Source organism: Variovorax sp. P1_H2, from assembly GCF_056405295.1.
Window position 1 is genome coordinate 1 of record NZ_JBFUCJ010000069.1, and the last position, 27,000, is coordinate 27,000.

At 64.2% G+C, this 27,000-nt stretch carries 27 protein-coding genes and 3 pseudogenes; 10 read left to right on the top strand and 20 right to left on the bottom strand.

Features of this window, described 5'->3' with window-relative positions:
• Positions 1-516 (top strand): hypothetical protein (locus AC1D2E_RS21635; protein WP_478199294.1); only part of this gene is annotated, 516 nt, incomplete at its 5' end.
• On the opposite strand, the gene AC1D2E_RS21640 is transcribed toward AC1D2E_RS21635, so the two are convergent.
• The gene (locus AC1D2E_RS21640) at positions 510-1,751 is read right to left on the bottom strand and encodes a TAXI family TRAP transporter solute-binding subunit (RefSeq protein ID WP_478199295.1); all 1,242 of its coding nucleotides are present in this window, start codon (positions 1,749-1,751) and stop codon (positions 510-512) included. The genes AC1D2E_RS21635 and AC1D2E_RS21640 overlap by 7 nt on opposite strands.
• 152 nt (positions 1,752-1,903) lie before the next feature.
• Here AC1D2E_RS21640 and AC1D2E_RS21645 point away from each other — a divergent pair, with 152 nt between their 5' ends.
• The 5 genes from AC1D2E_RS21645 to AC1D2E_RS21665 are packed head-to-tail and all read left to right on the top strand — an operon-like array spanning position 1,904 to position 7,413.
• Entirely contained in the window at positions 1,904-3,235 is a 1,332-nt protein-coding gene (locus AC1D2E_RS21645) for an AI-2E family transporter (RefSeq protein ID WP_478199296.1), read from the top strand.
• A gap of 43 nt (positions 3,236-3,278) precedes the next feature.
• Entirely contained in the window at positions 3,279-4,805 is a 1,527-nt protein-coding gene (locus AC1D2E_RS21650) for an efflux transporter outer membrane subunit (RefSeq protein ID WP_478199297.1), read from the top strand.
• Positions 4,802-5,917: an HlyD family secretion protein gene (locus AC1D2E_RS21655; RefSeq protein ID WP_478199298.1), complete on the top strand. Its 1,116-nt coding sequence runs from the start codon at positions 4,802-4,804 to the stop codon at positions 5,915-5,917. Before AC1D2E_RS21650 ends, AC1D2E_RS21655 begins: the two co-directional genes overlap by 4 nt.
• Complete coding sequence (locus AC1D2E_RS21660) at positions 5,907-6,956, top strand: DUF2955 domain-containing protein (protein WP_478199299.1); 1,050 nt, start codon at positions 5,907-5,909, stop codon at positions 6,954-6,956. Before AC1D2E_RS21655 ends, AC1D2E_RS21660 begins: the two co-directional genes overlap by 11 nt.
• Before the next feature lie 16 nt (positions 6,957-6,972).
• Positions 6,973-7,413, top strand: a complete 441-nt coding sequence (locus AC1D2E_RS21665) for an ion channel (RefSeq protein ID WP_478199300.1) — start codon at positions 6,973-6,975, stop codon at positions 7,411-7,413.
• A gap of 276 nt (positions 7,414-7,689) precedes the next feature.
• Here AC1D2E_RS21665 and trhA read toward each other — a convergent pair whose 3' ends face one another.
• A complete protein-coding gene (gene trhA / locus AC1D2E_RS21670; protein ID WP_478199301.1) occupies positions 7,690-8,340 on the bottom strand; it encodes a PAQR family membrane homeostasis protein TrhA in 651 nt (216 codons plus the stop codon).
• Positions 8,340-8,702 carry a hypothetical protein gene (locus tag AC1D2E_RS21675; RefSeq protein ID WP_478199302.1) on the bottom strand — a complete coding sequence of 121 codons (363 nt, stop codon included), beginning with the start codon at positions 8,700-8,702 and terminating at the stop codon, positions 8,340-8,342. Before AC1D2E_RS21675 ends, trhA begins: the two co-directional genes overlap by 1 nt.
• Between AC1D2E_RS21675 and AC1D2E_RS21680 the strand changes: the two are divergent.
• A pseudogene (locus tag AC1D2E_RS21680) lies at positions 8,697-8,781 on the top strand (hypothetical protein); the annotation flags it as partial. The gene AC1D2E_RS21675 and the pseudogene AC1D2E_RS21680 sit on opposite strands and share 6 nt — an antisense overlap.
• A 72-nt stretch (positions 8,782-8,853) precedes the next feature.
• Positions 8,854-8,940, top strand: a pseudogene (locus AC1D2E_RS21685) (hypothetical protein); the annotation flags it as partial.
• A gap of 154 nt (positions 8,941-9,094) precedes the next feature.
• Here AC1D2E_RS21685 and AC1D2E_RS21690 read toward each other — a convergent pair.
• Positions 9,095-9,634: a VOC family protein gene (locus tag AC1D2E_RS21690; RefSeq protein ID WP_478199303.1), complete on the bottom strand. Its 540-nt coding sequence runs from the start codon at positions 9,632-9,634 to the stop codon at positions 9,095-9,097.
• 200 nt (positions 9,635-9,834) lie between these two features.
• On the opposite strand from AC1D2E_RS21690, the gene AC1D2E_RS21695 reads away from it, so the two are divergent.
• Positions 9,835-10,266 carry a MarR family winged helix-turn-helix transcriptional regulator gene (locus AC1D2E_RS21695; RefSeq protein WP_478199304.1) on the top strand — a complete coding sequence of 144 codons (432 nt, stop codon included), beginning with the start codon at positions 9,835-9,837 and terminating at the stop codon, positions 10,264-10,266.
• Positions 10,267-10,469: 203 nt separating this feature from the next.
• Positions 10,470-10,592, top strand: a pseudogene (locus AC1D2E_RS21700) (aldehyde dehydrogenase family protein); the annotation flags it as partial.
• 88 nt (positions 10,593-10,680) lie between these two features.
• Here AC1D2E_RS21700 and AC1D2E_RS21705 read toward each other — a convergent pair.
• The 16 genes from AC1D2E_RS21705 to AC1D2E_RS21780 form a co-directional block, all read right to left on the bottom strand.
• The gene (locus AC1D2E_RS21705; RefSeq protein WP_478199305.1) at positions 10,681-11,325 is read right to left on the bottom strand and encodes an EthD domain-containing protein; all 645 of its coding nucleotides are present in this window, start codon (positions 11,323-11,325) and stop codon (positions 10,681-10,683) included.
• A gap of 17 nt (positions 11,326-11,342) precedes the next feature.
• Positions 11,343-12,038 carry an EthD domain-containing protein gene (locus AC1D2E_RS21710; RefSeq protein WP_478199306.1) on the bottom strand — a complete coding sequence of 232 codons (696 nt, stop codon included), beginning with the start codon at positions 12,036-12,038 and terminating at the stop codon, positions 11,343-11,345.
• A 16-nt stretch (positions 12,039-12,054) separates the two neighbouring features.
• Positions 12,055-13,230, bottom strand: a complete 1,176-nt coding sequence (locus tag AC1D2E_RS21715) for an NADH:flavin oxidoreductase/NADH oxidase (RefSeq protein ID WP_478199307.1) — start codon at positions 13,228-13,230, stop codon at positions 12,055-12,057.
• Positions 13,231-13,246: 16 nt separating this feature from the next.
• Entirely contained in the window at positions 13,247-14,167 is a 921-nt protein-coding gene (locus tag AC1D2E_RS21720; RefSeq protein WP_478199308.1) for a DMT family transporter, read from the bottom strand.
• A gap of 3 nt (positions 14,168-14,170) precedes the next feature.
• Positions 14,171-15,355 carry an MFS transporter gene (locus AC1D2E_RS21725; RefSeq protein ID WP_478199309.1) on the bottom strand — a complete coding sequence of 395 codons (1,185 nt, stop codon included), beginning with the start codon at positions 15,353-15,355 and terminating at the stop codon, positions 14,171-14,173.
• A 29-nt stretch (positions 15,356-15,384) separates the two neighbouring features.
• Positions 15,385-16,026 carry a 3-oxoacid CoA-transferase subunit B gene (locus tag AC1D2E_RS21730; RefSeq protein ID WP_478199310.1) on the bottom strand — a complete coding sequence of 214 codons (642 nt, stop codon included), beginning with the start codon at positions 16,024-16,026 and terminating at the stop codon, positions 15,385-15,387.
• The gene (locus AC1D2E_RS21735; protein ID WP_478199311.1) at positions 16,023-16,682 is read right to left on the bottom strand and encodes a CoA transferase subunit A; all 660 of its coding nucleotides are present in this window, start codon (positions 16,680-16,682) and stop codon (positions 16,023-16,025) included. Before AC1D2E_RS21735 ends, AC1D2E_RS21730 begins: the two co-directional genes overlap by 4 nt.
• Positions 16,679-17,992: a fumarylacetoacetase gene (gene fahA, locus AC1D2E_RS21740; protein ID WP_478199312.1), complete on the bottom strand. Its 1,314-nt coding sequence runs from the start codon at positions 17,990-17,992 to the stop codon at positions 16,679-16,681. The genes AC1D2E_RS21735 and fahA overlap by 4 nt, the downstream gene beginning before the upstream one ends.
• Positions 17,993-18,019: 27 nt before the next feature.
• Entirely contained in the window at positions 18,020-18,565 is a 546-nt protein-coding gene (locus tag AC1D2E_RS21745; protein WP_478199313.1) for a VOC family protein, read from the bottom strand.
• 128 nt (positions 18,566-18,693) lie between these two features.
• The gene (locus AC1D2E_RS21750) at positions 18,694-19,653 is read right to left on the bottom strand and encodes an MBL fold metallo-hydrolase (RefSeq protein WP_478199314.1); all 960 of its coding nucleotides are present in this window, start codon (positions 19,651-19,653) and stop codon (positions 18,694-18,696) included.
• A gap of 31 nt (positions 19,654-19,684) precedes the next feature.
• On the bottom strand, positions 19,685-20,395 hold the full coding sequence (locus AC1D2E_RS21755; protein ID WP_478199315.1) for an ABC transporter ATP-binding protein: 711 nt from the start codon (positions 20,393-20,395) through the stop codon (positions 19,685-19,687).
• 15 nt (positions 20,396-20,410) lie between these two features.
• Positions 20,411-22,186 carry a branched-chain amino acid ABC transporter ATP-binding protein/permease gene (locus AC1D2E_RS21760; RefSeq protein WP_478199330.1) on the bottom strand — a complete coding sequence of 592 codons (1,776 nt, stop codon included), beginning with the start codon at positions 22,184-22,186 and terminating at the stop codon, positions 20,411-20,413.
• Positions 22,183-23,106 carry a branched-chain amino acid ABC transporter permease gene (locus AC1D2E_RS21765; protein WP_478199316.1) on the bottom strand — a complete coding sequence of 308 codons (924 nt, stop codon included), beginning with the start codon at positions 23,104-23,106 and terminating at the stop codon, positions 22,183-22,185. Before AC1D2E_RS21765 ends, AC1D2E_RS21760 begins: the two co-directional genes overlap by 4 nt.
• A gap of 58 nt (positions 23,107-23,164) precedes the next feature.
• The gene (locus tag AC1D2E_RS21770) at positions 23,165-24,361 is read right to left on the bottom strand and encodes an ABC transporter substrate-binding protein (protein ID WP_478199317.1); all 1,197 of its coding nucleotides are present in this window, start codon (positions 24,359-24,361) and stop codon (positions 23,165-23,167) included.
• Positions 24,362-24,432: 71 nt separating this feature from the next.
• On the bottom strand, positions 24,433-25,209 hold the full coding sequence (locus AC1D2E_RS21775) for an SDR family NAD(P)-dependent oxidoreductase (RefSeq protein WP_478199318.1): 777 nt from the start codon (positions 25,207-25,209) through the stop codon (positions 24,433-24,435).
• Positions 25,210-25,238: 29 nt separating this feature from the next.
• A complete protein-coding gene (locus AC1D2E_RS21780) occupies positions 25,239-26,993 on the bottom strand; it encodes an FAD-dependent oxidoreductase (RefSeq protein ID WP_478199319.1) in 1,755 nt (584 codons plus the stop codon).
• Positions 26,994-27,000: the final 7 nt, after the last annotated feature.

Here is a 27,000-nt window from a genome sequence, read left to right on the forward strand (position 1 = left end):
GGCGATCGCGGCGGCGGGGGCCGCGGCGGTGGCGGTGGCGGTGGAGGCGCTCGCGCGAATGCAGCGGGAGGCGGCGGCGGCGCTCGCGCTGGGGGCGGCGGTGGTGCTGCGGCTGCCGGTGGAGGCAGGCAGGCCGCGCAGGTCAACAACAGCAGGGCCGACGTGCGGACCAATGACGTCCGCAGTGCCAGCGCGAACAATGTCAACAGCAACCGCAATACCAACGTCAACGCCAGCCGGAACACCAACGTCAACGCCAATCGGAACGTCAACGTCAATGTCAGCGGCAACAACAATTGCTGCGGCGGATGGGACAACGACTACCATCCGGTCGCAGGCGCGGTGGCCGTCGGCGCCGCGGTGGCCGTGACTTCGGCGGTGGTGGGCTCGATGGTGAATTCCGTGCCGGCCAACTGTGTGCCGGTCAACTACGGCGGCATGGTGTACCAGCAATGCGGCAGCCAGTGGTACCAGCCGCAGGGATCGCAATACGTGGTGGTCAATCCACCCTACTGACCTGCGCTCTTGGCGGCCGGCGTCGGCAGGGCGCCTTGTGCCTTGGCCATCACGGCCTGGCGAACCAGGCCGATGTGCTCGCGCAGCGTGTAGGCTTCGCTGGCATAGCTCAATGGGGCGCGGATCCGGGCGGCAGCCTGCTCGATCCGTCCCAGGTCGCCTAGCCATTGCTCGACGGGCAAGGCGCCGGTGCGTGTTCCGACATCGCGTTCGAGCAGCGCCAGCTCTCCGTACCAGCGGTAGATGCGCGACCGCGCGCGCCAGCGGAACAGCCGTGGCAGAAGATTGGTCAAGGGAATGATCACGAACAGCACGGGCACCAGCAGCACGATCAGGCGTTCGAGGTAGGCCGCGAGGGTGAACGGCAGGTAGCGGTGAAGTACGCTGGGACCGAAGCGGTGGTGGCGATTCGCATCGGCCGACACGGGCAGGTCCACCATCGCAGTGTTCGGAAACTCGTCGTCCGCTTCGAAATAGCCCTGCTTCCCATGCAATTCGCGCCCGGCTTCGAGGAGCAGGTTGATGATCGCCGGCGACAACCCGTCGCGCGAAACCAGCATCGCCTTGGTGCCGATCAGCTTCACGTCCTGCTCCGGAATGTGCTGCGCGAGATCGATCGTTCCCGCTGGCAAGGTCAACTTGGTGATGTAGGGGAACTTGCGAGGATAGGCGTCTGCGCGTGCCAGGCTCATGAGCTTCAAGTCCGGGTCGTGCAAGGCCTGCCAGATCGCCGGGAACTGCGCGGGCCCGACCAGGAATGCGGCGTCGACCTGTCCCGCCTGCAACGCGCGCAAGGCCTCCAGATTGACCAGGGGCACCAGATCGGCGTTGAAGCGGGTGATGTCGTTCGCCGCGAGCAGGGGCTCCATGAGCGCGCGCACGCCGCTATCCGAAGAGCCCACGGCGAGCCGCCGGTGGCGAAGTTCATCGAATTGCTGGTGGACGACGCTGTCACGATAGAAGATCCACAGCGGTTCGTAGTACAGGGCGGCTAGCATGACCAGCGTCCCGCGGTCGGCCGGGCGCACGACACCGCCATGCACGAAGGCCACATCGACGCCGGAATGGGGATCCCGCAACAAGCGCTCGTTCTCGTCCGCGCCGCCCGTCATGCGTTCCTCGACCCTCACACCGTCGCGTGCCAGGATTTCCTTGTAGCGCTGCGCGTACTGGTGGTACATGCCGTCCGGCAGGCCGGACGCGAGAACGATGCGGCTTGGAATCGCGCTTCGCAACAACCAGGCGCCAAGAAAGGCAAGGGCAACGCTTGCCACCGCGAGCAAGGTCCAGCGCAATTGTTCGTATCGCGCTCCGACAGGAAAATCACCGAGTCGCATACGAAGTCGAGTGTTCCAGCGAGGCTTGAGGCTGGCCCGCGAACGCGTCCTTGGCCGACACGACATTGCCGCCGTCCTGTCGGGAGGCTGCGTCCCCAGGAGAGCTGTCGAGTCTCATTTTTCGCAAGCTGACCGTTCCTGAGCCAGCATCCTGCCACATCGCAAGCTTTCTGGATGCTGAACTGTTGAGAGTTGTCAAGGCGAAGAGAAAGCATCGCAGGAAAATTCCTGCGTCGTCTACTTTCGAAGGTCGACCGATGACAACGCTTATCAAGCCTGATCTCGTACTCGAAACACGGCTGTCCAGGAAGCTGATGGATGTGTACATTCGGGCCGGACTGGTCCTGGCCCTGACCCTGCTGTGCTACCAGATCTTCTCGCCCTTCATCTCCATGATGGCCTGGGCGCTGATCCTGGCGGTGACGATGTACCCGGGCCATCAGGCGCTGGCCGGCAGCTTGGGGGGGAAACAGGGGTTGGCGGCGACGTTGCTGGTGCTGGGCGGTATTGCGCTGATCGTGGCGCCCACGGCCGTGGTGCTGGCCTCGATGGGCGACTCGGTCCACGAGACGATCGAGCGGGTGAAAGACAACAAACTGGAGATTCCCGCGCCGCCGGCGCGCGTGGCCGACTTGCCGATCATCGGCCCGAAGGTGCATGGTTTGTGGTCGTTGGCGCATACGGACATGTCGGCGGTCGTCCAGAGGATGCAGCCGGAGCTCGGCGAAATGGCCGCCAAGGCGCTGGGGATGGTGGCGAGCATTGGCGGAACCATATTGCTCTTCATGTTCTCGTTCATCATCGCGGGCATCATCATGGCCTTCGGCGAGTCGGGTGCCGAAGCCGCGCAGTCCATCCTCGGGCGCATTGTCGGCAGCCGACGAGGCGAGGAGTTTGCTGCGCTGGCCACCTCGACCATTCGCGCGGTGGCCTTGGGCGTCGTTGGCGTGGCCTTCATCCAGGCCATGGCCGTGGGCATCATCATGATCGTTGCCGAGGTTCCCTTCGCCGGCGTGCTGGCCGTGATCGTGCTGGTGCTGGGCATCGCGCAGGTGCCGGCACTGCTGGTCACGCTGCCGGTCATCGCCTACGTCTGGCTGAGCAAGGACTACGAAACCGTGCCGGCCGTCGTCAACTCGGTGCTCCTGGTGGTCGCCGGCATGCTCGACAACGTGCTGAAGCCGCTCTTGCTGGGCCGGGGCGTGGATGCGCCCATGCCGGTGGTCCTGCTCGGCGCGCTGGGCGGCCTGGCGGGCGCCGGCATCCTGGGCATGTTCCTCGGCGCCACGGCGCTGAGCCTGGGCTATCAGATCCTCATGCGGTGGGTGGCGACCGATCCGGACGTCGTCGAGACGGAGACCGATTTGCCGACGGCGACTTGAGCCGATGCGCGCGATGCCTTCGAAGCGGTCGAGGGTGCGAGTGATGGCATTGGCCGGTGCCGCCGCGATGCTCGGGGGCTGCACCACGGTGGGGCCCGATTTCGAGCGACCCCGTGTGCCCTGGCTGTCCGGCTGGACCGGCGGTTCGCTCGAAACCCTCGCCGCCGACCCGCGGCGGCCGCGCAACGGCTCGATGCAGGCGTGGTGGCGCAACTTCAACGACCCCGTGCTCGACCAGCTCGTCGCCGAGGCGCAGCGCGTCAATCCCAACGTGCGAATCGCCGGCATGCGCATCATGGAGGCGCGGGCCCAGCTCGGCATCGCCGACAGCACGCGCTATCCGCAGGTGCAGCAGGTGACCGGCAATGTGCTCGGCGTCGGCGAGCAGCGTTCAGGCGGGCGCGACACCAGTGCCGTGACCGCCAATGCGGCGCTGAGCGTGAGCTGGGAAATCGACTTCTGGGGCAAGTTCAGGCGCAGCATCGAGTCGGCGGACGCCGCCTATCTCGCCAGCATTGCCCAGTACGACGACATGCAGGTGCTGATGGCAGCCCAGGTCGCCGGCCTGTACTGCTCGATCCGCACGGTGGAACTGCGGCTGCGGATCTCGCGCGAGAACGCGGAACTGCAAAGGCGCAGCCTGCAGATCACGGAACTGCATTTCAAGAGCGGCAACGAGTCCGAACTGGACGTCCAGCAGGCCAAGGCGCAGTACCTGGGCACCCTGTCGACCGTGCCCCAGCTCGAGATCGTTCTGCGACAGACCCAGAATGCCTTGAGCATCCTGCTGGCCCGCGCCCCGGGTCCCTTGTCCGAGATGGACGAGGGGAAGGAACGAATCCCGCAGGCCGGCCTGGACGTCATCGTCGACATGCCGGCCGAACTGCTGCGACGCCGTCCGGACGTGCGCACGGCGGAAATGCAGCTGGCTGCGCAGTCCGCCCTGATCGGCGTGAGCGTGGCGGACCTCTATCCCTCCATCTCGCTGCTGGGCTCGGTGGGCCTGGCGGCGACGTCGGTCTCGGGGTCGTCGCAGATCCTGAGCGGGGCCGTCGGGCCCGGCCTGGTCTGGAACGTGTTCGACCATGGCCGGCTGACCAACACCGTGCTGCTGCAGGACGCGAGGTTCCAGCAGTTCTACGAGCAGTACCAGGACACGGTGCTGCGGGCGGCCCGCGAGATCGATGATGCATCGATCGGCTTTGCCAAGACCGGCGAGCAGATCGTGCTGCTGGCAGACGCGGTGAAGGCCGCGCAGCGTTCGCTGGAAATCGCCGACAGGCAGTACAACGAGGGGTTGGTCGACTTCCAGCGCGTGCTCGACTCGCAGCGGACGCTCTTCAGCGAGCAAGACCAGCTGGTCGCCAGCCGCGGCAGCCTGTCGCAGAGCCTGATCGCCATCTACAAGGCCATGGGTGGCGGTTGGGAGGCGGCCCGAAGCCGGCCCGTGCTCGACGATGCGACGCAGGAGACCATGGGCCGGCGCAGCGACTGGAAGGGGCTGCTGGCGGCCCCGCTGCCGCCGCCCGGCGCCGATGCGCTGCCCACTCCGGAGGGGACAAGACCATGAGCGAAAAAGCCGCGCAGCCCACCCAGCCGCCACCCGAGACCGGCAAGGGCGCTCGCATCGGCGCGATCGTCGTGCTCGTGCTCATCGTCGCCAGCCTGGCCTGGTATTTCGTCTCGGATCGCCTGACGCCCTATACGTCACAGGCCCGGGTGCAGGCCTTTGTGGTGCCGGTGGCGGCGGAGGTGGCGGGCCGGGTGCTGAAGGTGCATGTCAAGAACAACGACAGCGTGGAACAGGGGCAGCAGCTCTTCGAGATCGACCCGACGCAGTACCGGATCGCGCTGCAACGCAGCCGTTCCGACTACGAGTCGGTCCGGCGCTCGGTCAATGCGTCGGTGGCGTCGGTGGATGCGGCCCAGGCCTCGCTGCGGGCGGCCGAGGCCAACCATGTCTACGCCCGGCAGGATGCCACGCGACTGGAGCAGATCTTCGCGGAAGACCCTGGTGCGATTTCCATCCGCCGGGTCCAGAGCGCACAGGCCAGCCGGGTCAAGGCACTCAGCCAGGAGCAGGCCGCCCGGGCGGACCTGATCCGCGCCCAGGAAGCTGCAGGCGAAAGCGGCGACAAGAACGCGCAACTGACCAGTGCCCGCTCGGCCGTCGAAAAGGCCGAACTGGACATGCAGCGCACGGAGGTGATCGCACCCGCCGGCGGCCTCGTGACCGACCTGCGCACCGACGTCGGGCAGTTCGTGCAGGCCGGCGCGCCGGTCATGACGCTGGTCACCATCCACGACCTCTGGATCAACGCCGACATGTCCGAGAACAACCTCGGCAACATCGAGCCCGGCGACGCGGTGGCGATCGTGCTCGACGTGATGCCGGGCAAGGTCCTCAAGGGCCGGGTGCGCAGCGTCGGCAGCGGGGTCGCCAGTGGACAGCCGGCGCAGCCGGGGACGCTGCCGACGATCGAGAACAGCCGCGATTGGCTGCGCCAGGCGCAGCGCTTTCCGGTGGCCATCGAATTCGATCCGTCCGAGCGCGATCAGCTGCGCGCCGTGCGGGTCGGCGGACAGGCCGAGGTGCTGGTCTTCACCGGCGAGCATGGGCTGATGAACGGGCTCGGAACGGCCTTCATCCACCTGATGAGCATGCTGTCCTATGTCTACTGAGCGGCGCCGGATGGGCCGGGCCGACAAGGCCGTGCTGCGGCTGGCCATCGGCCTGGGTCTCGCGGTGCTGGTCGCCTACGGCCTGGCGCTCAAGGCGCCCTACGCGGTCTGCGTGGTGGCCGTGCTGATCCTGTGCAAGCCGGGTCCACCGATCCCGCTCTTCAAGGGCATCGCCTTCGCCCTCGTCATTGCCGCGCTGATGACGGCCGGTGTGCTGGTGGTTCCGGTCCTGGAACACTACGCGCTGGCCGGCGTGCTGCTGACGGGGGCGTTGCTTTACGCGGTGTTCTATTCAGGCGCGCGCGACGCCAATCCGCTGACGACGATCCTGGTGATGGCTATCACCTTGATTCCGGTCGTCGGGGTGGTGGCGCAGGCCCTGGCCTTCCAGATCGGCGTGACCCTCGCGGTGGGCCTTTGCATTGGCGTGCTGGTCAGCGGCGCTTCGCACGCTCTCTTCCCCGATTTCCCCGTGCCCGCCGGCATGCAGGCTGCAGCGGAGGTCCCTACCCGGGAGTCGGCGAGCTGGATTGCCTTGCGCGCCGTCCTGATCGTCATGCCAATCTTCGTGCTGGCGCTGACCAACCCCTCCTTCTACGTTGCCGCCATCATGAAGTCGGTGGCGCTGGGGCAGCAGGCCGGCGCCGCGAGCACCCGTTCGGCCGGACGGGAGCTCGTGGGGTCCACACTCATGGGCGCGGTGATCGCCGGATGCCTCTGGCTCGGTCTTTCGCTGCGCCCCAACCTGTGGATGCTGATGCTGTGGATGGCCGCGGCCGCGCTGTGGGCAGGGACACGGCTGTTCCGGGTCCGGCCCAGCGCCTTGCCGCCATCCTTCTGGGTCCAGTCCCTGGTGACCATGTTGCTCTTGCTGGGGCCGGCCATCGAGGACAGCGCCGGCGGCAAGGATGTGCTCAAGGCATCGGCCGTGCGCGTCGCCTTGTTCATCGCCGTGGCGCTCTATGCATGGGCGACGGTGTGGGCGCTGGAACACTGGCGAGCCAGCCGATCCGAAGCGCTTTTCTTCAGACAAGGCTGAACGGAGGAATCAAATGATGCTGACCAATCTCGCGATCGGGCTGCCGACCATCCTGCTGTGCCTGGTGCTGCAGGCGGCCTTCACGTTCTGGAGCGTTCGGTACTACTACGGCCAATCGAACCGTGAAGCCACCATCGCAGGGCCGTTCGTTCGAATTCGCTCGCTCCTGGTCGTGATGATCGTGCTGATACTGGGCAACTTCCTTCAGATCATGATCTGGGGAATCTTGTTCATGGCGCTGGGCGAGTTTGACGAGTTGTACGAGGCGGTGTACCACTCTGCGGTGAACTTCAGTTCGCTCGGATACGGTGATGTGGTGATGACCAAGCCCTGGAAGCTGCTAGGCCCGCTCGAGGCCGCAAACGGGGTGTTGATGTTCGGCCTGACTGGCGCCGCGTTGATGGCGATCCTGCAACAGATGATCAAGGCTCAAGCCGAAAAGAGCGGGACAGCGTAGTCGCGCTCGGCTTCTCGCCCTTCGCATTCATCGCCGTTGGCTATGCATGCATGCGCATCGGCAACTTGTCCTCGCGGGACCGGATTCCTAGACTGCGCGTTTGAACCAGTCATCACCGCTGCCGATCGGTCTGCGGATGCGCTGTTTTTGGCATTCTTATGATATACCGCGCCATTGGACTCGATTCGGGCGCAGGGGTGATCGTCCTTTTCGTGCGGATCGGTGCGTTTTCAGCCTCCGGGTCGCGTCACGCCGGCCGCCGGGCTCCGGCGTTGCTCAAAGGATGAATGAACTGATTGCCATGTAGTGGCTGGCTGACCCGCCGAGTACGCACACGTGCCAGGCACCGTGCCCATGGTGCCAACCGCGCCGGTTGCGATAGAACACGGTGCCAAACGAATAGCATGCCGCGCCGGCCATCAGCCAGGCCAGTGCGACTCTGTCCAGCGCCGCGACGACGGGGGCCGCCGCGAGCACGGCCAGCCACCCCATGCCGAGGTACCGGGTCAAGGAAGGGGGCGCGCCTTCCTTGACGTGGGTTTCAAGTGCGATGCCGATCAAGGCGATGGTCCAGATCGCACCGACCAGGGCCGCTCCCTGCCATCCTTCGAGGGAAACCAGGCCGAACGGCGTGTAGGTGCCGGCAATCATCAGGTAGATGGCGCAATGATCGGCTCGTCGCCAAGCCTCTTTCGCGGGCCCCTGGGATACGTGGTAGAGCGTCGAAGCGGCGTACAACAGGACCAGCGTCAGGACGAATACCGCGGCACCGGCACCGCGTGCCGCGTCCCCGGTGCCCGCCGCCTCGATCCAAAGAAAAGCGCCGCCGACGAGCGAGAGCATCAAGCCCAGCAGGTGGCTGTAGCCATTGAATCGCTCTCCGTCAATGATGCGGAGACTCCGGACGGAATCTGCATTGGAGACCATCAGGCAAGCACTGTCGCAGGCCGGTTCGCAACATCAGTCATTGTTCTTTTCGCATTTGCGGGAGTTGACGAGGCAGCGTGCGGAGCAAGGTCGATCACCTCGACCAGGGTTGGAATCTCGATTTTGGCGTTGAAGGCCTGGTCACGCTCGGGGAAGGACTGTACGGCGCGCAGCTGCTTCCTTGATCGGGTCGCGCGCACGGCCGTGGCGGACGTCGTCGTGGTCGCAATCCCTGTCCCGGCCTTGATCACCGTCACGGTTCTCGTACAGCGCACGCGCCGACTATCGATTTGCAGGGTGACCGTGTCGTGACGGTTGGCGCCAACAGCGCAGCCGAGCAGGCGCTGCAGGCCGGCATGCATCACGACGGCATGGCCTTCTTCCCTCTCGACGGCTCGTCCCGGCATGGCCTGCTGCACCCCGACGGGATGAAGACATGGACTGCAGACAAGGTGCGCCAGTCCATGGCCGCGCACGGCGTCTCGGTGATCGAGATTTCGCTGGGGCACCTACCTGAGCTGCGAAGAGAATTTCGCCGACTACTTCGAAGGCGTCGACAATCCCGATTCTCATCAGCGCCGCTGGGGCATCCGCAAGGGCAACGGCCAGAAGTACCGCTGGCATGAGCATGAGGAACGCTTCGAGGTCGACGGCACCGGCGAATGGTCGTCCAGCGCCATTGCCGGAATTCCACCCGAACGCAGACGTCCGGCCGATCGGGCCCGCGCGAACGATCAGCACGACTTGACGGTGCTCAAGACCTGGCCAGTTCCCGTTCATGCATCCACGCCGCCTGCTTCGGTGCGCGCTTGGTGCGAGTCCACTCGTCGAGCATCTCCCATTTCACGGCGTCGAGCTTCTTCATCTGCTCGGGCGTGGCCGTGTCGGCGGCCAATTCGAGCCGGTGGCCGCTCGGGTCATGGAAGTAGATCGATTTGAAGATCGTGTGATCGGTGACGCCGACGACCTCGATGCCCGCCGCCTCGAGCCGGGCCTTGGTCTCGAGCAGCGCATCGACGCTGTCGACCTTGAAGGCAATGTGCTGCACCCAGCTCGGCGTGTTGGGATCGCGTCCCATCGGCGGTGCGTTGGGGATCTCGAAGAAGGCCAACACATTGCCGTTACCGGCGTCCATGAAGATGTGCATGTACGGGTCCGGCGCCTTGGTCGAAGGAACGTTGTCCTCGGCGATCGCCAGCACGAACTCCATGTTCAAGTGCTTGCGGTACCAATCGACTGTCTCCCTGGCGTCACGGCAGCGGTAGGCGACGTGGTGGATGCGTTGAATCTTCATCGGAATCTCCGGATTGAGTGGGTTGAAGCCGTGGGGCACTATGTAGTAACCGTCGTTACTATATGACCAAGGCAAATGGCAATCAACGCCGAACCGACTCGCTCTCGCTTGTCATTGATATACATCAAGTACTTTCGTTCCACAGGTTTCACGGCGCCGGGCATTTTAGTCTCATGTGTTACTATATACGCATGGAGTTGATGAGCTTCTTTCCCTACCGCCTCGCGCGGCTTGCCGAAGCCGTAGGCCAGGCGACGGCCCAGGTGTACGAGGAGCGCTTCGATCTGACGCGTGACGAGTGGCGCGTGCTTGCGGCGCTGGGCGATGCCGGTGCGGTGAAGACGGCAACTGTGCTGGAGCGGGCCACCCTCGACAAGATGCCCGTCAGCCGTGCCTTGGCCCGCATGGAGAAAGCAGCGCTTGTCGAGCGCTCGCCGGACCCCGAGGACGGTCGGGGCCAGCTGGCGCGCCTGCTTCCGGCCGGCCGCGCGCTCTACCGCAAGATCGTTCCCATGGTGCAGGCGCGCGAGACCTTCCTCCTGGAGGCGCTCGAGCCGGCAGAACGTGATGCGCTCGAAAAGGCCATGGACAAGGTGCTCCAGCGCGCCACGCAGCTGCGTCAGCAGGGTTAGTCGGCCGCTGGCGGGCCGAGATGGCGGCCCTCGATCGAACAACGGCGCTGTTCGACGGCTTCGCGCGGCGCGACGAACCGTGCATCGGGTCTGGCTCGGCAACTTTCATCGCGTCTACGGGTTTTCACCCACACTACGCCTCGAGTTCAAAAATATCATCCCATCTGACATAGTCAGACGCGTTAGGCACGTTCAACAGCCACCACATGATCGACGCAGCCTTCCCGTTCGTCGGCGTCAAGCAATCGGGATGGGGCCGTGAGATGGGTCTGGCGGGAATCGAGGCCTATACGGAGATGAAGTCGGTGGCCGTCTCGCTCAATTGACAGAGAGCCATCGATTGCGGRCGGCCGGCCCGCCCGCAACTCGCAGTTCGATCAAAGCCAGGCGCGCTACCCTCCTGATTGCCGCGGCTCAACGAAGGGGCAGTTCATCGACGAGATAGGCAGTGGCGTTCGCAACGTGTGTTGCAAGCAAGCTGCAAATCGCCCCCTCGTCAAATGCGTCGTGCGCCGCTGCGACACTCTCGAACCAAAGGACGGCGAAACCATCCGGCGGCGACGGCTCGGACCACAGCCGCTCTCGACGCGCCGTTGACGCCGTCCAGTTCAGCGCAAGGCGCAGGCCGGTCTCGCAAGCATATTGGGTGATCGCCAGAGCGAAGGTCTCCTTTGAAGAGGCACCCAGCAAGAACGGGACGATCACCTTGACGCGGCGATCGCTCGTTCCGGTCTCGTCGCCCTCGGTGTCGACAATACAAAGCGTCCACCCCTTCAGGAAGTTGGGCTCGTCCGCAGGTATGTGGCGTCGGCCGATGGTCGAGGACTGAGCGTCGCGCATCGCCTCTTCATCGCGAAAGTAGAGTTCCACGATCCCGTCGATGCAGAAGCTCGGAGGACCGTCCAGGGCCCAGAGAACCTTGTCCACGCGGTTGTGCGTGTACTTCGAGATGCCGTCCATGCCCAGCGCCAAGGCAGCATGGGGACCGGCCCAGTAGTTTCTGAAGTCGCTGGTGGACAGACCTTCCTTCTTCGCCAATAGCGTCATGCGCTTTTTCATTCTTGCCTCCCCATGCCTCAAACGACGCGACGCTCATCCACCAGGAAGGCAGTGATGTCACCCAGGAAGGTCTTGGCGTGTGCCATGGTGGTTTGGCCGGTGGGCGACGCAAAAGCCTCTTGCAGCGTCTGCGCGTCCTTGAACCACAACTCGACGATGCCATCGATAGGTAACGTGTCATAGTCGCAAGGCTTTCCCTTCTCGCGTTCTCTGACAACCACGACGTTCTGTCGATAGGCGCTCACGCCGGGCATCTGTCGCACCAGATCGCCGTGGATCCGCCATTCGCGCCGGAAGTCTTCCTCGCTCAGGGTCGGCAGTCGCCGGATGACGGAGATGCGCTTCAGCAGCTTGGCGCGTTCATCTTCGCCGGGAAGAGGAATCACGACAGATTGCTCTGCCGTGACGATATGCAGACCCCCTAGAAAGTGGTTCTCATCCTTGATCAGCGCCGCCGCCAGATCGCCATCACTGAACGCGCGCTCGGATTGCTGCGCGTCGTCGAACCAGAGTTGGGAGAATCCGTCGAAGTCCCATGGGCCTCGGACAAAGTCGATGCCTCGTTGCACTCGATCGACCACGGGGTTTTGCCAATACTCCCGCAGATTCGGCGCACGCGCCGCCAGGGGTCCGTGCTCGTCCCTCCAGTAGGCATTGAAGTCTTCGAACGTCCAGTCCGCCTTCTTGCGGATCAATCCCATTCGTACATTCATGGCGTGATTCCTTCGTCTATTCGAGAGTGGAGATGAGAGCGTCGGCCGCCTGGGCACGGGCACGCGCCAGTCCCGGCGCCCGCTTCGCAAGCCAGACGCCATGCCGAACCGGCCAGCGCTGATAGCCAGGATCCGCGCCGAGGGACAGCGCAGCGTGATGTGCCCAATAGGGGTCGAACAAGGCTTCACGCCCTAGGGCAATCAGGTCGGCCTTCCCTTCTGCGAGCACAGCTTCCGCTTGCCTTGCGTCGACGATCATCCCGACGGCTTGGGTTCTGATCTTTGCTTCGTTGCGGATCCGCTCTGAGAACGGGACCTGGAAGCCCAGACCGCGCGGTACCGGCAAGGCACGCGTCTCTTCGGTCAGCCCGCCGGACGAGCAGTCGATGACGTCGACACCGCATGTTGCGAGCTCGCGCGATAGCACGATCGAGTCCTCCAGGCTCCAGCCGTCCACGCTGCCATCGACCGCTGACAGCCGACAAAACAGCGGTTTGCCCGCAGGCCAGACCGCACGTGCTTTGCGAGCGATCTCGAGCGCCAAGTGCATGCGCCCGGGAAGGTCACCGCCCCATTCGTCCTGTCGATGATTCGAGTTGGGGGACAGGAAGCTCGCGACCAGGTAGCCGTGGCCGAAATGCAGCTCCACGACATCGAAGCCAGCCTTGTCGGCACGCACGGTCGCATCGACGAAGCTCTGCACGACTTCGGTGATGCCGTCCGCGTCCAGCGCGCGCGGCGCTGACCAGCCGGGACCCGCCGGAAGCGCACTGGGACCGAGCCGCTCCCACGGCTCCGCATCGGCCGCAAGGCGTGATTCCGCGAGCGCCGCGCCGCCTTCCCACAGGGGCTGACTTCCAGCCTTGCGGCCCGCATGCGCGAGTTGCACCCCGATGGCGCTGCCGTTGGCGTGGACGAAATCCACAACCGCCTTCAACGGCTCGATCTGGCTGTCCTTCCAGAGACCCAGATCCGCAGTCCCGATGCGCCCGCGTGGGTCGACCGCCGTACTCTCGGTCAGGATCAGCCCGGCGCCGCCCAACGCGAACTTTCCGAGGTGCACCAGGTGCCACGGCGTCGCGTGGCCCGCTTCCGCGGCATGCTGGCACATGGGCGAAATCACGATGCGATTGTTCAGCACAAGTTCGCGAAGCTGAATGGGCTGGAAAAGAAGTGGTTGATTGGTGGTCATACGAAAAGCCAGTTAGTTACGGAGCGACGACCGGGACGGTCGCGGGTTGCCGAGTACCCAGATAGGTGCCGCCCATCACGGCAAGAAAACCGAAGAGATGCCAAGGCGTCAGTCGCTCCCCGAGCAAAATGGCTGCAAATCCGACGCCGAAGACGGGCACCCAGTACAGGAAGACGGCAGTGCGAGCCACGCCGATGCGCGCAATGGCTCGGTTCCAAACGAGATTGGAGAGCGCGGTCGCCATGACACCCGAGAACAGGATGAACGCCCAAGGGCGCCAGCCGGGAAACAGCCCATCGAATCCCATCGTGGTCGATTCGAGAGTGGCATGGACCGCAAGGAAGAGCGACCCGACCACATAGATTGCCCAGCTGATGGTCAATGGGTGGAGCTGCCGGGCCAGGCGCTGCACGATTGCGCCACCCGCAGCAAAGCTGACCACGGCAGCCACCAGCATCAAGTCGCCCGCGCCTGCGCTGGAAAGGCCGGCCCCTGGATGACTCAACACCACGGCCGCCACGCCGGCGAAGCCGAGAAGGACACCCACCAGGCGCGTCAACGTCAGACGCTCCCGGAAAGCGACCGCGGCGAGCAATGCGGACACCAGCGGGCTCAAGGCCATGATGAGCGCGCCATTGGTGGCCGTGGATCGCAGCAAGCCCTCCGCAAACAATATCTGATTGAGGTACACCATCAAGACCGCACAGACCACGATCGCCCCGCCCTGCGGCCACGACAACGATGGAAGTCCGCAGCGCTTCGACAGAACGATCAGGCTCAACGCAGCGCATGCCACGAGCATTCGGAGCGCAGCCAGTGTTGTCGGATCGAAGACCCCTGTCAGGACCTTTACCGCTGCCAGGTTCAGCCCCCAGATGGCCATCGCCGCGATCAACGTAGCCTGGACGGCGGCTGGATTCACTTCGCGATCAGACATGCGTCAGGCCCCTTGGAGTTGGCGATTGCGCTGCCGGAGCAAGGACGCGAATGCACTTCCCAGCAGGAAGAGACCGATGGCTGAAGATGCAAAGACCATGGTTGACGAGAAGGTGTCGACCACCCACGCGGCAAGCAAGACCCCAAGGGACTGCCCGAAGAACAGGACGCAAGCAAACAGCGAGACCGCCGTACCGCGCATCGTTGGAGCCATTTGAGTCGCATGGGTCTGCAGCGTGTTGTGCAAGGCGTAGAAACCAAAGCCGGCAAGCATGCAAGCCGCAAGCGTCCACTGCCAGGATGGTGCCAACGCAATCGTTGCGAACGCGCCGCCCAGGCAGACGCCTCCCGTGGTCGCCAGTCCGGCTTCGCCGAACCGCCGCAACAGCACGCGGGCGCAGCGGCTGTAAAGAAGGCCGCCGACCCCGTAGAGCGCGACGATGGCGCCTGCCTTTGACATCGACAGGTTGAACGTGGCGTGGAGGTGCGACGGAATGAAGGCGAGTGCGCTGAAAGCCAGCGCCCCTTCGATGCAGGTCACCAGCAATACCGTCCTTGCCCACGGCCGGGCGAGCACGTCCAAAGCTCGACGTCCCACACTCCCGGTGTCTCCCGCCGGTGAAGACGCAATGCCACCTGCACGCCTGGCCAGCATCGAGCCGCTGATCAGGAAGATCAACGCGAGCATGAAGAACGCTGCTCGCCAGTTCAACATCTCAGCGATGAGGCCGCCAAGCCACTGGCCGCAGATCATTCCGAAGACCGTCGCGCCGAGCAGCTTGGCCAACACTTCCTGGCGGCCTTCGTAGGCGACGCTGTCGCCGATCCACGCCATCGTCAATGGAATGATCCCAGCCGCAGCCACTCCCGACAGAATGCGGCCGACAACCAGCCAGTCCAACGTGGGTGACAACGCTGCCGCGGTGCTTCCGATCGTGCACGCCAACGTCGCAAGGCCAATGACGCGCACTTTGCCGTAGCGATCACCCAGCGGTCCATAGAACAGCTGGAGAACCCCGTAGGCCAACGCGAAGCCGGAAATGGTCCGAGCAGCCTGGCCCGTCGTTGCCGAGAACTCCGCTGCCAACGAGGGAAGCATGGCGTCACAGATTCGCATCGAAGCCATGCTCGCGAACGCGCATGCGCTGAGCAGCCACAGCATTCGGGTATCGAGGAGACGGATGCTCATGGTTGCATCGCCTGGTACGGGGCTCACTCTCATGCCGTCAGACCTGGTGCGAGGATCAGACTCGCTTCGGTCGCCTCGATCACCTCGCGGACTGACACGCCAGAAGCGGTCTCTTGAAGGACGAGCCCCTTCTCGGTCGGCCGGATCACTGCGAGTTCCGTGACGACCAGGTCCACGCGGCGCACCGAGGTGATCGGAAGGCTGCAGCGCGGCACGATCTTGGACCCGGTCTTCGAACGATGTGTCATCGCTACGATGACCCGGCGCGCCCCGGTCACCAGATCCATCGCACCCCCCATGCCCGGGATCATCGAGCCAGGCACCATCCAGTTCGCAAGTTGCCCAAGCGCGTCGACCTCCAGACCTCCAAGCACAGTCACATCGAGGTGCCCACCCCGGATCATTCCGAAGGAAAAAGCGGAATCGAACGCGCACGCACCGGGCAAGGCGYCGACGGGACGTCCACCCGCGTCGGTGAGGTTGATGTCTTCGAATCCTTCACCGGGCAACGGGCTCATGCCCATGATGCCGTTCTCGGAATGGAAGAACACGTGAAGCGACGGGGGAATGTACTGGGCAACCTGGGTTGGCAGGCCGATGCCGAGGTTGACGCGGTCCCCGTCCTTGAGCTCGAGCGCGACCCGTCGAGCAATCACTTCCTTGTCGTTCATGAAGCACGCTCCTTGCCCACCAGGACCTGGACCAGCACGCCAGGCGTGATCACCGCATCCGGTGCGATCATTCCCACAGGCACGATGCTTTCTGCTTCGGCAATCGTCGTGGTCGCCGCCATGGCCATGAGCGGATTGAAATTTCGGGCGGTGAGCGTGTACTCGAGGTTGCCGTAGTAGTCCGCCCGCTTTGCGCTGATCAGCGAAAAATCAGCCTTCAAGGCCGTCTCGAGCAGATAGCTGCGGCCGTCGACCTCGAGCGTGCGCTTGCCATCGGCGACCAGGGTGCCGACGCCCGTGGGTGTCAGGATGCYGCCGAGCCCGAATCCACCAGCGCGGATTCTTTCCGCCAAGGTGCCCTGAGGCACCAGTTCGACCTGCAAGGCGCCGTCCAGCATGAGTCGCTGAGTCACGGCATTGGTCCCGATGTGGCTGGCGATGACCTTGCGGACAAGGCCGGCATCGATGAGCCGGCCCACACCGACTCCAGGGCGCGCGGTGTCGTTGCTGATCAGGGTGAGTCCACCACGCCGTTGCCGAATCAGCTCGTCGATGAGACGCGGTGGGCATCCCACACCCATGAACCCGCCCACCATCACAGTGGCCCCGTCGGGAATCATCGCGACGGCCTGCTCGAGCGGGACGGCCTTTTTCATTGTTCTTCGACGATGCCGACCACTTCGCCCAACCCGATGCGAGCCGCGCCGTCGCGCTCACACCACCCACGCATGATCAGCGCGTCACCGTCCTCCAGAAAGGTCCGCTTCTCCCCATTGGGAAGCTGGATCGGCTGCTTGCCACCGTTTGTGAGCTCCATCAGCGAGCCGGCCTCGTCGGCGTCGGGGCCGGACAATGTGCCCGAGCCGAGAAGATCTCCGGGCGGCAGATTGCAGCCGTTCACCGTGTGGTGGGCGATCAGTTGGGCCGGTGTCCAGTAGGCCGCACGATGGCTGTTGGTCCGCGACAGGCGCACGGGGAGCTCACCGGCTTCGCGCATCCTGGCAGTCTGCAGCAGGACTTCCAGTTCGATGGAGAACGCCCCCTGCGCTCGGTTCATCTCCGAGTCGAGGTAGGGCAGAGGCTGCGGATCGCCGGCTGGGCGTTCGAACGCTACGCGGAACGGCGCCAGCGCTTCTGTCGTGATCAACCAGGGGGACACCGTGCTGGCGAAATTCTTCGAGAGAAATGGTCCGAGCGGCTGGTATTCCCAGCCCTGGATGTCGCGCGCCGACCAGTCGTTGAACAAGGTCACGCCGAACAGGTGCGCATCCGCCGCGCCAATGTCGATCGGCTTCCCTTGCTCGTTTCCCTGACCGACGAACCAGCCGAGTTCGAGTTCATAGTCGAGACGCTTGGAGGGACCGACACTCGGCGTCGCAGCGTCGGGCGCCTTCGTTTGCCCGCGCGGGCGTTTGATGCGCTGACCGCTGACACCGATCGAAGAGGCACGCCCGTGATAGCCGATCGGCACCCACTTGTAGTTCGGCAGCAGCGGATTCTCCGGACGGAACTGCTTGCCGACGGTCGTCGCGTGATGAATGCTGGTGTAGAAGTCGGTGTAGTCGCCGATGCGCGCCGGGAGAGCGTATTCGGCCTCCGCCTGCGCCACCAGGCAGGGTTCGAGCAGGGGCCGCTCTGGCGAACCCACGCGCAAGGCGCGGGAAAGCGCCAGGCGCAGGGCCGCCCCCGCGGCCGGACCGAGCGCCATCAGCGCGTTGAGCGAATCACCCGATGCGGCGGTCGCGGCCGCGGCGGCTTCGCCTGAGAACAGGCCGCGCTCGACGGCCGCTGCGATGTTGACGATCTGGTCGCCGATGGCCACGCCCCCGCGAAAGACCTCGTGCGTGCCACGACGCCGGAATACGGCGAGAGGGAGGTTCTGGACAGGAAAGTCGGTCCCCGCGTTCCGGGCTGACGCGACCCAGCTCTGAAGTGCCGGGTCGTGGGTTTCGTTCAATGCAATCATGAGAGATTCACGCGTTCCGTGCCGGCATCAGGGGACCGGCGTGGCCAGGCTGCCGTCGTGCATCCAGGCCGCGTGCTTGGGCGCGCGCTTGGTCCTGGCCCACTCCTCGAGCATGTCCCACTTCACCTCGTCGAGCTTCTTCATCATCTCCGGGGTGCCGGTGTTGGCCGCCAGTTCCAGGCGGTGGCCGTTCGGGTCGAAGAAGTAGATCGACTTGAAGATGGTGTGGTCGGTCGGGCCCAGCACCTCGATGCCGGCCGCTTCCAGGCGCTGCTTGGTGGCCAGCAGCGTGTCCACCGAATCGCACTCCAGCGCCAGGTGCTGCACCCAGGCCGGCGTGTTGCGGTCGCGGTCCATCGGCGGCTGGCTGGGCAACTCGAAGAAGGCCAGGATGTTGCCCTGCCCGGCGTCGAGGAAGACGTGCATGTAGGGGTCGGGCGCCTTGGTCGATGGCACTTCGTCCTCGGCGATGGCCAGCACGAACTTCATGTCCAGGTGCTTGCCGTACCACTCGACGGTCTGCTTGGCGTCGACGCAGCGGTAGGCGACGTGATGAACTTTCTTGATCAGCATGATGGTTTCCTTAAGGTTTCGCGGGCGCTGTCTTTTCGGGGTGAGCGCGGCCCCGCGGTGCCGCGCTCCGCCGTCTTCCCTTGTCCTATGAACTTGTCGCGCGAGGCTGACTGGCGAAAATAGACCGATCAGCCCTCGAGCGTCTTCCACATCTCGACATCACGCTCTGCCGTCCAGATGCGGGGGTCGGTGTACTTGGTCACCTCGTCGTAGCACCGCGTGACGTCGAAGGGCATGCAGTGGTCGAAGATCACCCAGTGGCCATACTTGGGCTTCAACGCGGCGAAGGTGTCCTTGTAGACGGCGTTCAAGTCCTTGCCGGCGTCGACGCCCTTCTGCACATTGGCATACACGTCCGAGATGAAGTCGCGCGTTTCGCTCAGGCCCTTGGCCACCTCGTCGGGCGTGGTGAGTGCGGCGCCACGGCCGGGCACCAGCGCCCTGGGCTTGAGCGCAGCGAGGTTTTCGAGCGTCTTGGGCCAGTCCTTGAAGTACGCATCGCCGGCATAGGGCGTGGCGCCAAATTCGACCAGGTCGCCCGACAGCAGTGCACCCTCGCCCGGCAGCCAGACGACCGTGTCGCCCTTGGTGTGGCCGCGGCCGAGCTGCAGCAGTTGCACTTCGAGCTTGCCCAGCCACAGCGTCATCTTGCCGGTGAAGGTCATGGTCGGCCAGGTCATGCCGGGCGGCACGGTCTCGACGTTCTGGAACAGCCGCGGGAAGCGGCCGATCTCGCTGGCCTTGTCCTGCTCGCCCCGTTCGACGATCAGGTCGCGCGTGTCCTGGCTGGCGATGATGTGCTCGGGCTTGTAGGCCGCAGCGCCCAGCACGCGAACCGCGTGGTAGTGCGTGAGCACCACGTACTTGATCGGCTTGTCGGTCACTTCGCGGATGCGGCGGATCACGTCGGCCGCCATCGCCGGCGTCGCTTGCGTGTCGGCAACCAGCACGGCGTCGTCGCCGATGATGATGCCGGTATTGGGATCGCCCTCGGCCGTATAGGCCCAGGCATGCTCCGAGATCTGGCTGAAGGTGACCTTCTTTTCTTCGAGGTCGGCTTGGCTGGCAAATTTCTTGGTTTGGGTCATGGGGTACTCCTTGTGTGGAAAGTTGAAAGCTTCAGTGCGAGCCGAGATAGGCCGCCTTGACCTTGGGATCGTTGAGGAGCGCGCGTCCTGTGCCCTCCAAGGTGATGTGTCCTGTTTCGAGCACGTAGGCGCGGTCGGCCACGCCGAGCGCCTGCTTGGCCATCTGCTCGACCAGCAGGATGGTCAAGCCCGATTCGCGCAGTTGGCGAATCGCGTTGAAGATGTCCTTGATGATCAGGGGCGCCAGGCCGAGCGAGGGCTCGTCGAGCAACAACAGCCGCGGCTCGCTCATCAGTGCGCGCGCAATGGCCAGCATCTGCTGCTCACCGCCGGACAAGGTCCCGGACAACTGGTCCTGACGTTCACGCAGCCGAGGAAACCGCTTGAATTCGCGCTCGATGGCAGCTGCCGTGGCGGCAAGATCCTTCTTGCGCGAATAGCCGCCGAGCATCAGGTTCTCGCGCACCGTCTGATCGGCGAACACGCCACGACCTTCCGGTGACATTGCCACGCCAAGGCCCACACGTTGATGCGATGGGACGTTCGTGATGTCCTTGCCATCGAACAGGATGCGACCTTCGGTGACGGGCTCCAACCCGCAGATGCTCTTGAGCAAGGTGCTCTTTCCCGCTCCATTGGCGCCAATGATGGTCACCACTTCGCCCTTGCGCACTTCAATGCTCACGCCCTTGACGGCCTGAATCGCACCGTAGGCAACCTTGACTGATTCGAGTTTCAGCATGTTTGACTTTCCGGTTCAGGCGGCGAGCGCTTCTTCGGGCTCGTCGACGCCAAGATAGGCCTCGATGACGCGGGGATTGGCCTGCACCTCTGCGGGCTTGCCTTCAGCGATCTTGATGCCGTAGTCGAGCACGATGACGTGGTCCGACACCGACATCACGAGGTCCATGTGATGCTCCACCATCAGGATGCTCACCCCGCATTTCCCGATTCGAAGCAGCAGTTGTCCGAGCTCGGCGGTCTCCTGCGGATTGAGGCCGGCGGCCGGCTCATCAAGCAGGAGAAGCTGTGGCTCGGTGGCGAGCGCTCGTGCCAGTTCGACGCGGCGTTGCAGACCATAGGACAAGCTGCCAGCGGGGTGATGCGCCAGGTGCAACAGGTCCACCAGTTCAAGCAACTGGAGCGCGCGGGCACGCGTGGCCGCTTCCTGCTTCCTCGCACTGGGCAGCGAGATCAACGAGGCGAAGAATCCGTTCGTCATTCGGCTGTGGCGGCCCAGCATCACGTTGTCGAGCACTGAAAGGTCGGCGAACAAACGCAGGTTCTGGAATGTCCGCCCCATGCCCATGCAGCAGATCTGGTGTACGGGACGACCCGACACCTCCTGACCCAGGAACTGGATCGAACCCTCGGTCGGATCGATCAGGCCGGTCAGCATGTTGATCATCGTGCTCTTGCCCGCCCCGTTCGGCCCGATCAACGCGTGAATATGGCCGCGCTGGAGCTTGAAGGACACGTCCTGAGCCGGTTTCACCCCGCCAAAGTTCTTGGTGACGCCTCGGACAACGAGCAGTTCGCCGCTTCCCTCAGGGCCGATACGCGTGGACCCAACTGCCGCGCTCGAAGGTTCGGGAGCAGCTTCGGACTTGCGGAACCAGTTCGCGAACAGGCCGACGACCCCACCCGGCATCACGTAGAGCGCGAAAAGCAGCAGGAAGCCGTAGAGGAAATGTTGCGCCGAGGGCCAGCGCGCCAATGCCGCATCGATCACGGTAAGGATCACGGTGCCGACCAACGGCCCGTACTGCGAGCCGGCGCCGCCGAAGAGCACCAGCAGCAGGATGAAGATCGACAGGTTGAAGGTGATGAAGTCGGAGTTGATGTACTGGTTCTGCTGGGCCACCAGTGCGCCTGCGATCCCGCAGGTGACCGCTGCGACGACAAATGCGATCACCTTGGCTCGATAGACGCGAACACCGACCGAGGACGACGCGATCTCGTCCGCCTGCAGTGACTGCAACGCTCGGCCGAAGCGCCCCTGCAACAGGTTGCGCAACAGCAGGTGGGTGACCGCGCAAAGCACGATGGCGAACCATACCCACTGTTCCGAGGTCAAGGGCTGGCCGTTCCAGGTCAAGGCCCTGATGCCATAGATCCCCTGGGCGCCGCCGAACACGTCGGTCCATTCGCCGACCAGCTTCTCGACGACGATGCCGAATGCCAGCGTCACCATCGCCAGGTACGGCCCCTTCACTCGCAGCGACGGCAAGGCGATCAGGACGCCGCAGACGCCAGAGATCGCGGCGGCCACGACCAAGGCGAGCCAGGGGTTCATCTCGGTCCGGGTCGTCAACAACGCCACCGCATAGGCGCCTGCGGCGAAGAGACCCGCCTGGCCGAGCGACTTCTGGCCGGCGTAGCCGACCAGCACGTTCATGCCGGCGGCGCAGAGGTAGTAGACGCACATCATGAAGACGATGCGCAGGTAATAGTCGTTGCCGAACAGCGACGTGATGCCGACCAGCGCGCCGGCAACGAGCACGACGCCCAGGGGATGTTGACCGCGCTTCATACCTTCTCCACCAGCCTCTTGCCAAACAAACCGGTCGGGCGGAATGCGAGGACCAGGATCACCAGTCCGAACACCGCCACCTCCCGCCACTGCGCCTGCCACAGGTTCACCAGCGACTCGAAGACACCCAGCACGAAGCCGCCGATGACGCAGCCTCGCGGATTGCTCAGGCCGCCGATCATTGCGCCCGAGAAGCCCTTGAGGCCGACCGTCAGACCCATGAACAGGGAAGCCTGCGCGATCGGCGCCAGGAGAAAGCCGGACAGTCCAGCCAGAGCGGAACTGACAACGAAGGCGCCGATCATCACGGCGTTGGTATTGATGCCCATCAGACTGGCAACGTTGCCGTTGGCCGCGACAGCGCGCATCGCCTTGCCAACCATCGTGCGATTCATCACCCAGTCGAACGCGATCATGATGACCACGGCCACCGCGAGCGTCAGCAGTTCCTGCGGACGAACCCCGACGCCGAGCAGGCGGATGACCGAATCCCCCACGGGTCCCGGCACCACGACCGGCTTGGGTCCCCAGATGGCCAGCCCGATGCTCTGAAGAATGACTCCGAATCCCAGGGTACTCATGACCCATGCCATGCCGGGCCGCCCCGCAAAGGGCCGGACGCCGATCACGTACAGCAACCAGCCGAGAAGGCCCATGACGCCCAGTGCCGCGACAAGCGCGAGCAGCTGAGCGCCGGCGCCGGGCAGCGCTTCGCCAAACGAGGTTGACGTGACCGGGAGACCCAGCACCAGGAAGAGCGCGCTCATCCCGATGAAGGCGCCCGCCGACACAAACTCCCCATGAGAGAAGTTGAGGGTCTTGGTAGTGGTGAATGTGATGCTGAAACCCAGCGCCACGAGCGCGTAGGCACCGCCCACGGCCAACCCGCTGATGATCGCCTGCAAGAGCGCTTCTGCCATTTTGTGTCTCCTGGTCGCGCCCGAGGCCGCCATCAGCCCCGGGCCCGTCTTCGAACCGTTATTGCTTGAAGTCCGCGGGGGCGAACGAGCCGATCATTGCGTCGTTGTAAGGCATCAGCTTGCCGTCCTTCCAGCGGATCCAGACCAGGTCCTTGGCGGTGAGCGCCTCATGGTTGGTCTTGCTGAAGGGCTTGTCGTAAGTCTTGAGCATGCCTTGCACCGGCGTCTTCAGGTCCTCGAGTGCCAGGCGAACCGGGGAGCCGTCCGTGGTCTTGGCTTGCTTGACGGCTTCCGCATAGATCAGGACCGAGTCGTAGCCGTGCAGCGCGAACGAGAACGAGCCCGGCGCCTTCAACTTGGATCCGACGCGGTCGAACAGCTTCTGCTGGGCGGGGGTGCGCGTTTCGCTGACGGTGCGCATGAAGATCGGCTTCTCGGCGAGCGCCTTGCCTGCTGCATCGTAGAAGGTGATGTTGTCCGCGGCCCACGAGCTCAGCGTCAGCGGGAAGTAGTTGATCTTCTCCATGCTCCGGACCAGTTGCGCGATCGGAGTGCCTTGTGCCCAGACGACCACGGTGTCCACGCCTGCGGCCTTCATCTTGCTCAACTGAGACGTCATATCGGTGTCGCCGACGCCAAAGCGCTCGGTCGCAGCGATCTTGATGTCCTGGAGCTTGGCGATCTCCTCCATGTCTTTCAGGCCGCCTTGGCCGTAGCCCGTGGTCTCTGCCATGAGGCCGACCACCTTCGACGTGGCGGCATTCTTCTTGACGTAGGCCATCAGAGCGGCGATCTGCTCGCGGTCGACCATCGACACGCGGAACATGTAGTTGTCCGCACCCGGGCTCATGGGCTTGGTGATGTCCGTGCCCGATCCGACGTTGCCGATCACGGGAATCTTCTTCTGGTTGGCGATGTGCTTCCAGGCCATCGCGTTGCCCGAGTTCGTAGGCCCGAACACTGCGACGACCTTCTCGTTGTCGATCAGGTCGCTCATGTTCTGGATCGACTTCGGGGGGGCGGATGTGTCATCGCGGGTGACGAGCGACAACTTCTTGCCGAGCACGCCGCCAGCAGCGTTGATGTCGGCAATCGCCGCCTCCATGCCCAGCACAGCCGCTTGACCACTTTGCGCTGACGGAGAAGCGGACAGATCGCCGTTGTAGCCCAACTTGATGTCTTGCGCACTTGCCGCCGTGGCGGCAACAAGGCTGGCGGCAAGAACGGCCTGCTTCAGGAACGTAGGAATGCTCATGACTGTCTCCGGTTTTTTGAACTCATCGAGTTCAGGGTTGAAACTAGGAAGGAAGGAAGGAATCCTGCGGATCAGGAAGCGAGGAAGCCGCCGTCGACGGGAAGCGTCACGCCCGTCACGTAGGTGGCCATGCTCGAGGCGAGGAAGACCACGGGGCCGACCAGTTCCTCGGGTTGCCCGACGCGCGCCATTGGCGTGCGCAGCATGAACTTGTCGAGGCGTTCCGGCGCTTCCCGCGTGTAGGAGGTCATGGGCGTCTCGATGACGCCTGGCGCAATCGCGTTGACGCGGACGCCGTCTTTTGCCAATTCAACAGCGAGGGCTTGCGTCATCAGCTTGACCGCGCCCTTGGACGGGGAATAACCCACGACGTTGGGAATTCCCGTACTCGACGCGATGGACCCCACGTTGATGATCACGCCCTTGGTGGCTTTCAGTGCGCCCAACCACGCATGCGTCGGGAGGAACGTACCCATCACGTTCACGTTCAGCGTGCGCTCGAGGTTCGACGCAACCTTCGGACTGTCCATGCCCTCGCGAATGATGATGCCCGCGTTGTTCACGAGGATGTCGATGTTGCCGACCTCACTCGCCACCGTGGTGGCGAGTGCTTGACAGGCATCTTGCGAGGTCACGTCGAGCTTGTACGCAACCGCCTTTCCGCCCGCGGCGTTGATTTCCGCTGCAACGGCCTTGGCGTTTTCTTCGTTCAAGTCCGTGACGACGATGCTCGCCCCGGCTTTGGCCAGGCCTTTGGCGATGGCCTTGCCATTGCCCTGCCCTGCGCCAGTCACAAGCGCGATGCGTCCGCCGAGAACCTCGGGCGCCATGAGTTCGGAGATTTCCATTTTTCTGTCCTACTTTGTTTGTCAGGAGATCAGGCTGCATGCGCGCGCTGGCGCGGATTGGCCAACTGAACGACCTCGGCGGCGGGTCGAGCTGTCTGCTGCGCGAGTGCTTGACCCACGACGTAGCCGAAAGTCAGCGCCGGGCCGAGCGTGATGCCCGCTCCGGGGTAGTTGCCACCCATGATGCTGGCGGCGTCGTTGCCGATGGCGTACAGGCCCTTGACCGGCTGGCGGTCCTTCGTCAGGACTTGGCAAGACTCATCCGTTGAGAGACCTGCAAACGTTCCGATCTCGCCGACGACGATCTTGATGGCGTAGTAGGGCCCTTGACGGATCGGCGCCATGCAGGGATTCGGCGTCACCATCGAGTCGCCTTGGTAGCGGTTGTAGGACGTACTGCCCTTGGCGAACTTCGTGTCGACGCCGGACGAAGCATCCCGATTGAAGGTCTCCACTTCTTCCTGCAGAGCGGCGTAAGGAACGCCAATAGCCTTGGCCAGTTCCTGAAGGCTCTTGCCCTTCTTGAGATAGCCGTTCTTCAGATGCTTGCCGATGGGCAACGGAAACGGAGCCACCGCGCCCAACCCGTATTCGCGGAGATGTTTGTGATCGCAGATCAGCCAGCAAGTGACCTCGGAGCCCTTGCAGACCTTCACGAGGTCCTGAATGAAGTCATGGTAAGAAAGAGCTTCGTTGGTGAAGCGCCGACCGCGCTGGGTCACGGCGATCACGCCCGGCTTCGCCCGGTCGATGAAGTGGGGCATGACGCCCTCGGAGCCATCCTTGCGCTTCGTCACGGACGTGGGGCACCAGGCGGCTGCGTTGGGAATCGTGGGGTCGACCCAGCCCCCGACGGATTCACCCAGACGCAGACCATCGCCGGTATTCAGCGCGGGCGAAGGAGTGAAGTGTTCACGGCCGGTCGGCGCATGAGGAAACAGTTGCATGCGACGCTCGACGTCAAAGGGGAAGCCACCGCAGGCCAGCACAACGCCGCGGCGCACTCGAATGTCAACCGGCGTGCCGTCGCGCGCGACCGTTGCTCCGACCACCGCATCGCCTTCAACGATGAGCTTCTTCACCGGCGAGTTCAGCCACACGGGAACGTCGAGGTCCATCGCCGCCTTGGCGAGTCGACCCGCCAACGCATTGCCGTTGGTCAACGTCATGCCGCGGCCATACTTCACTACATCCAGAAGATGTCCGCCGAAGCGCTTGGCGACGTACCAGAAGGACTCGAGCGACTTGAAGGCGCGCAGGAAGTGCCACAGCTCCTTGCCGGAGCCAAGCATCATGCCGAACACGGTCAGCTCGGGCACAGGCGGAGCCAGTTGGGCGATACGACTGCCGAGTTCTCGCCCGTCGAACGGGCGGGTCACCATCGAACGGCCGCCAGGCTGGCCGCCGGGCGCTTCCGCGTGATAGTCGGGGAACACCGGCGGCATGTCGAACTGCACGCAAGTGTTCTCGGCGAAGAAGTCGATGGCTTTCGGACCGTTCTCGATGAAGGCGTCGACGCGGGCTGCGTCGAAATGAGTGGTGGCCTCGTGCTGGAGGTATGTGCGAGCGGCGCCCGGCGGTTCGTTGATGCCCTGCTCCTTGGCGAGCTTGGTGCCAGGAATCCACAGCCATCCGCCAGAACGTGCGGTGGTGCCGCCATAGACCGGCGCCTTGTCCACCACCAGCACCTTGAGACCCTGGTAGGCGGCAGTCACTGCCGCCGACATGCCAGACGCGCCAGTGCCGACCACCAGAACGTCGTACTCCGTTTCCTGCTTGCTCATTGACCAT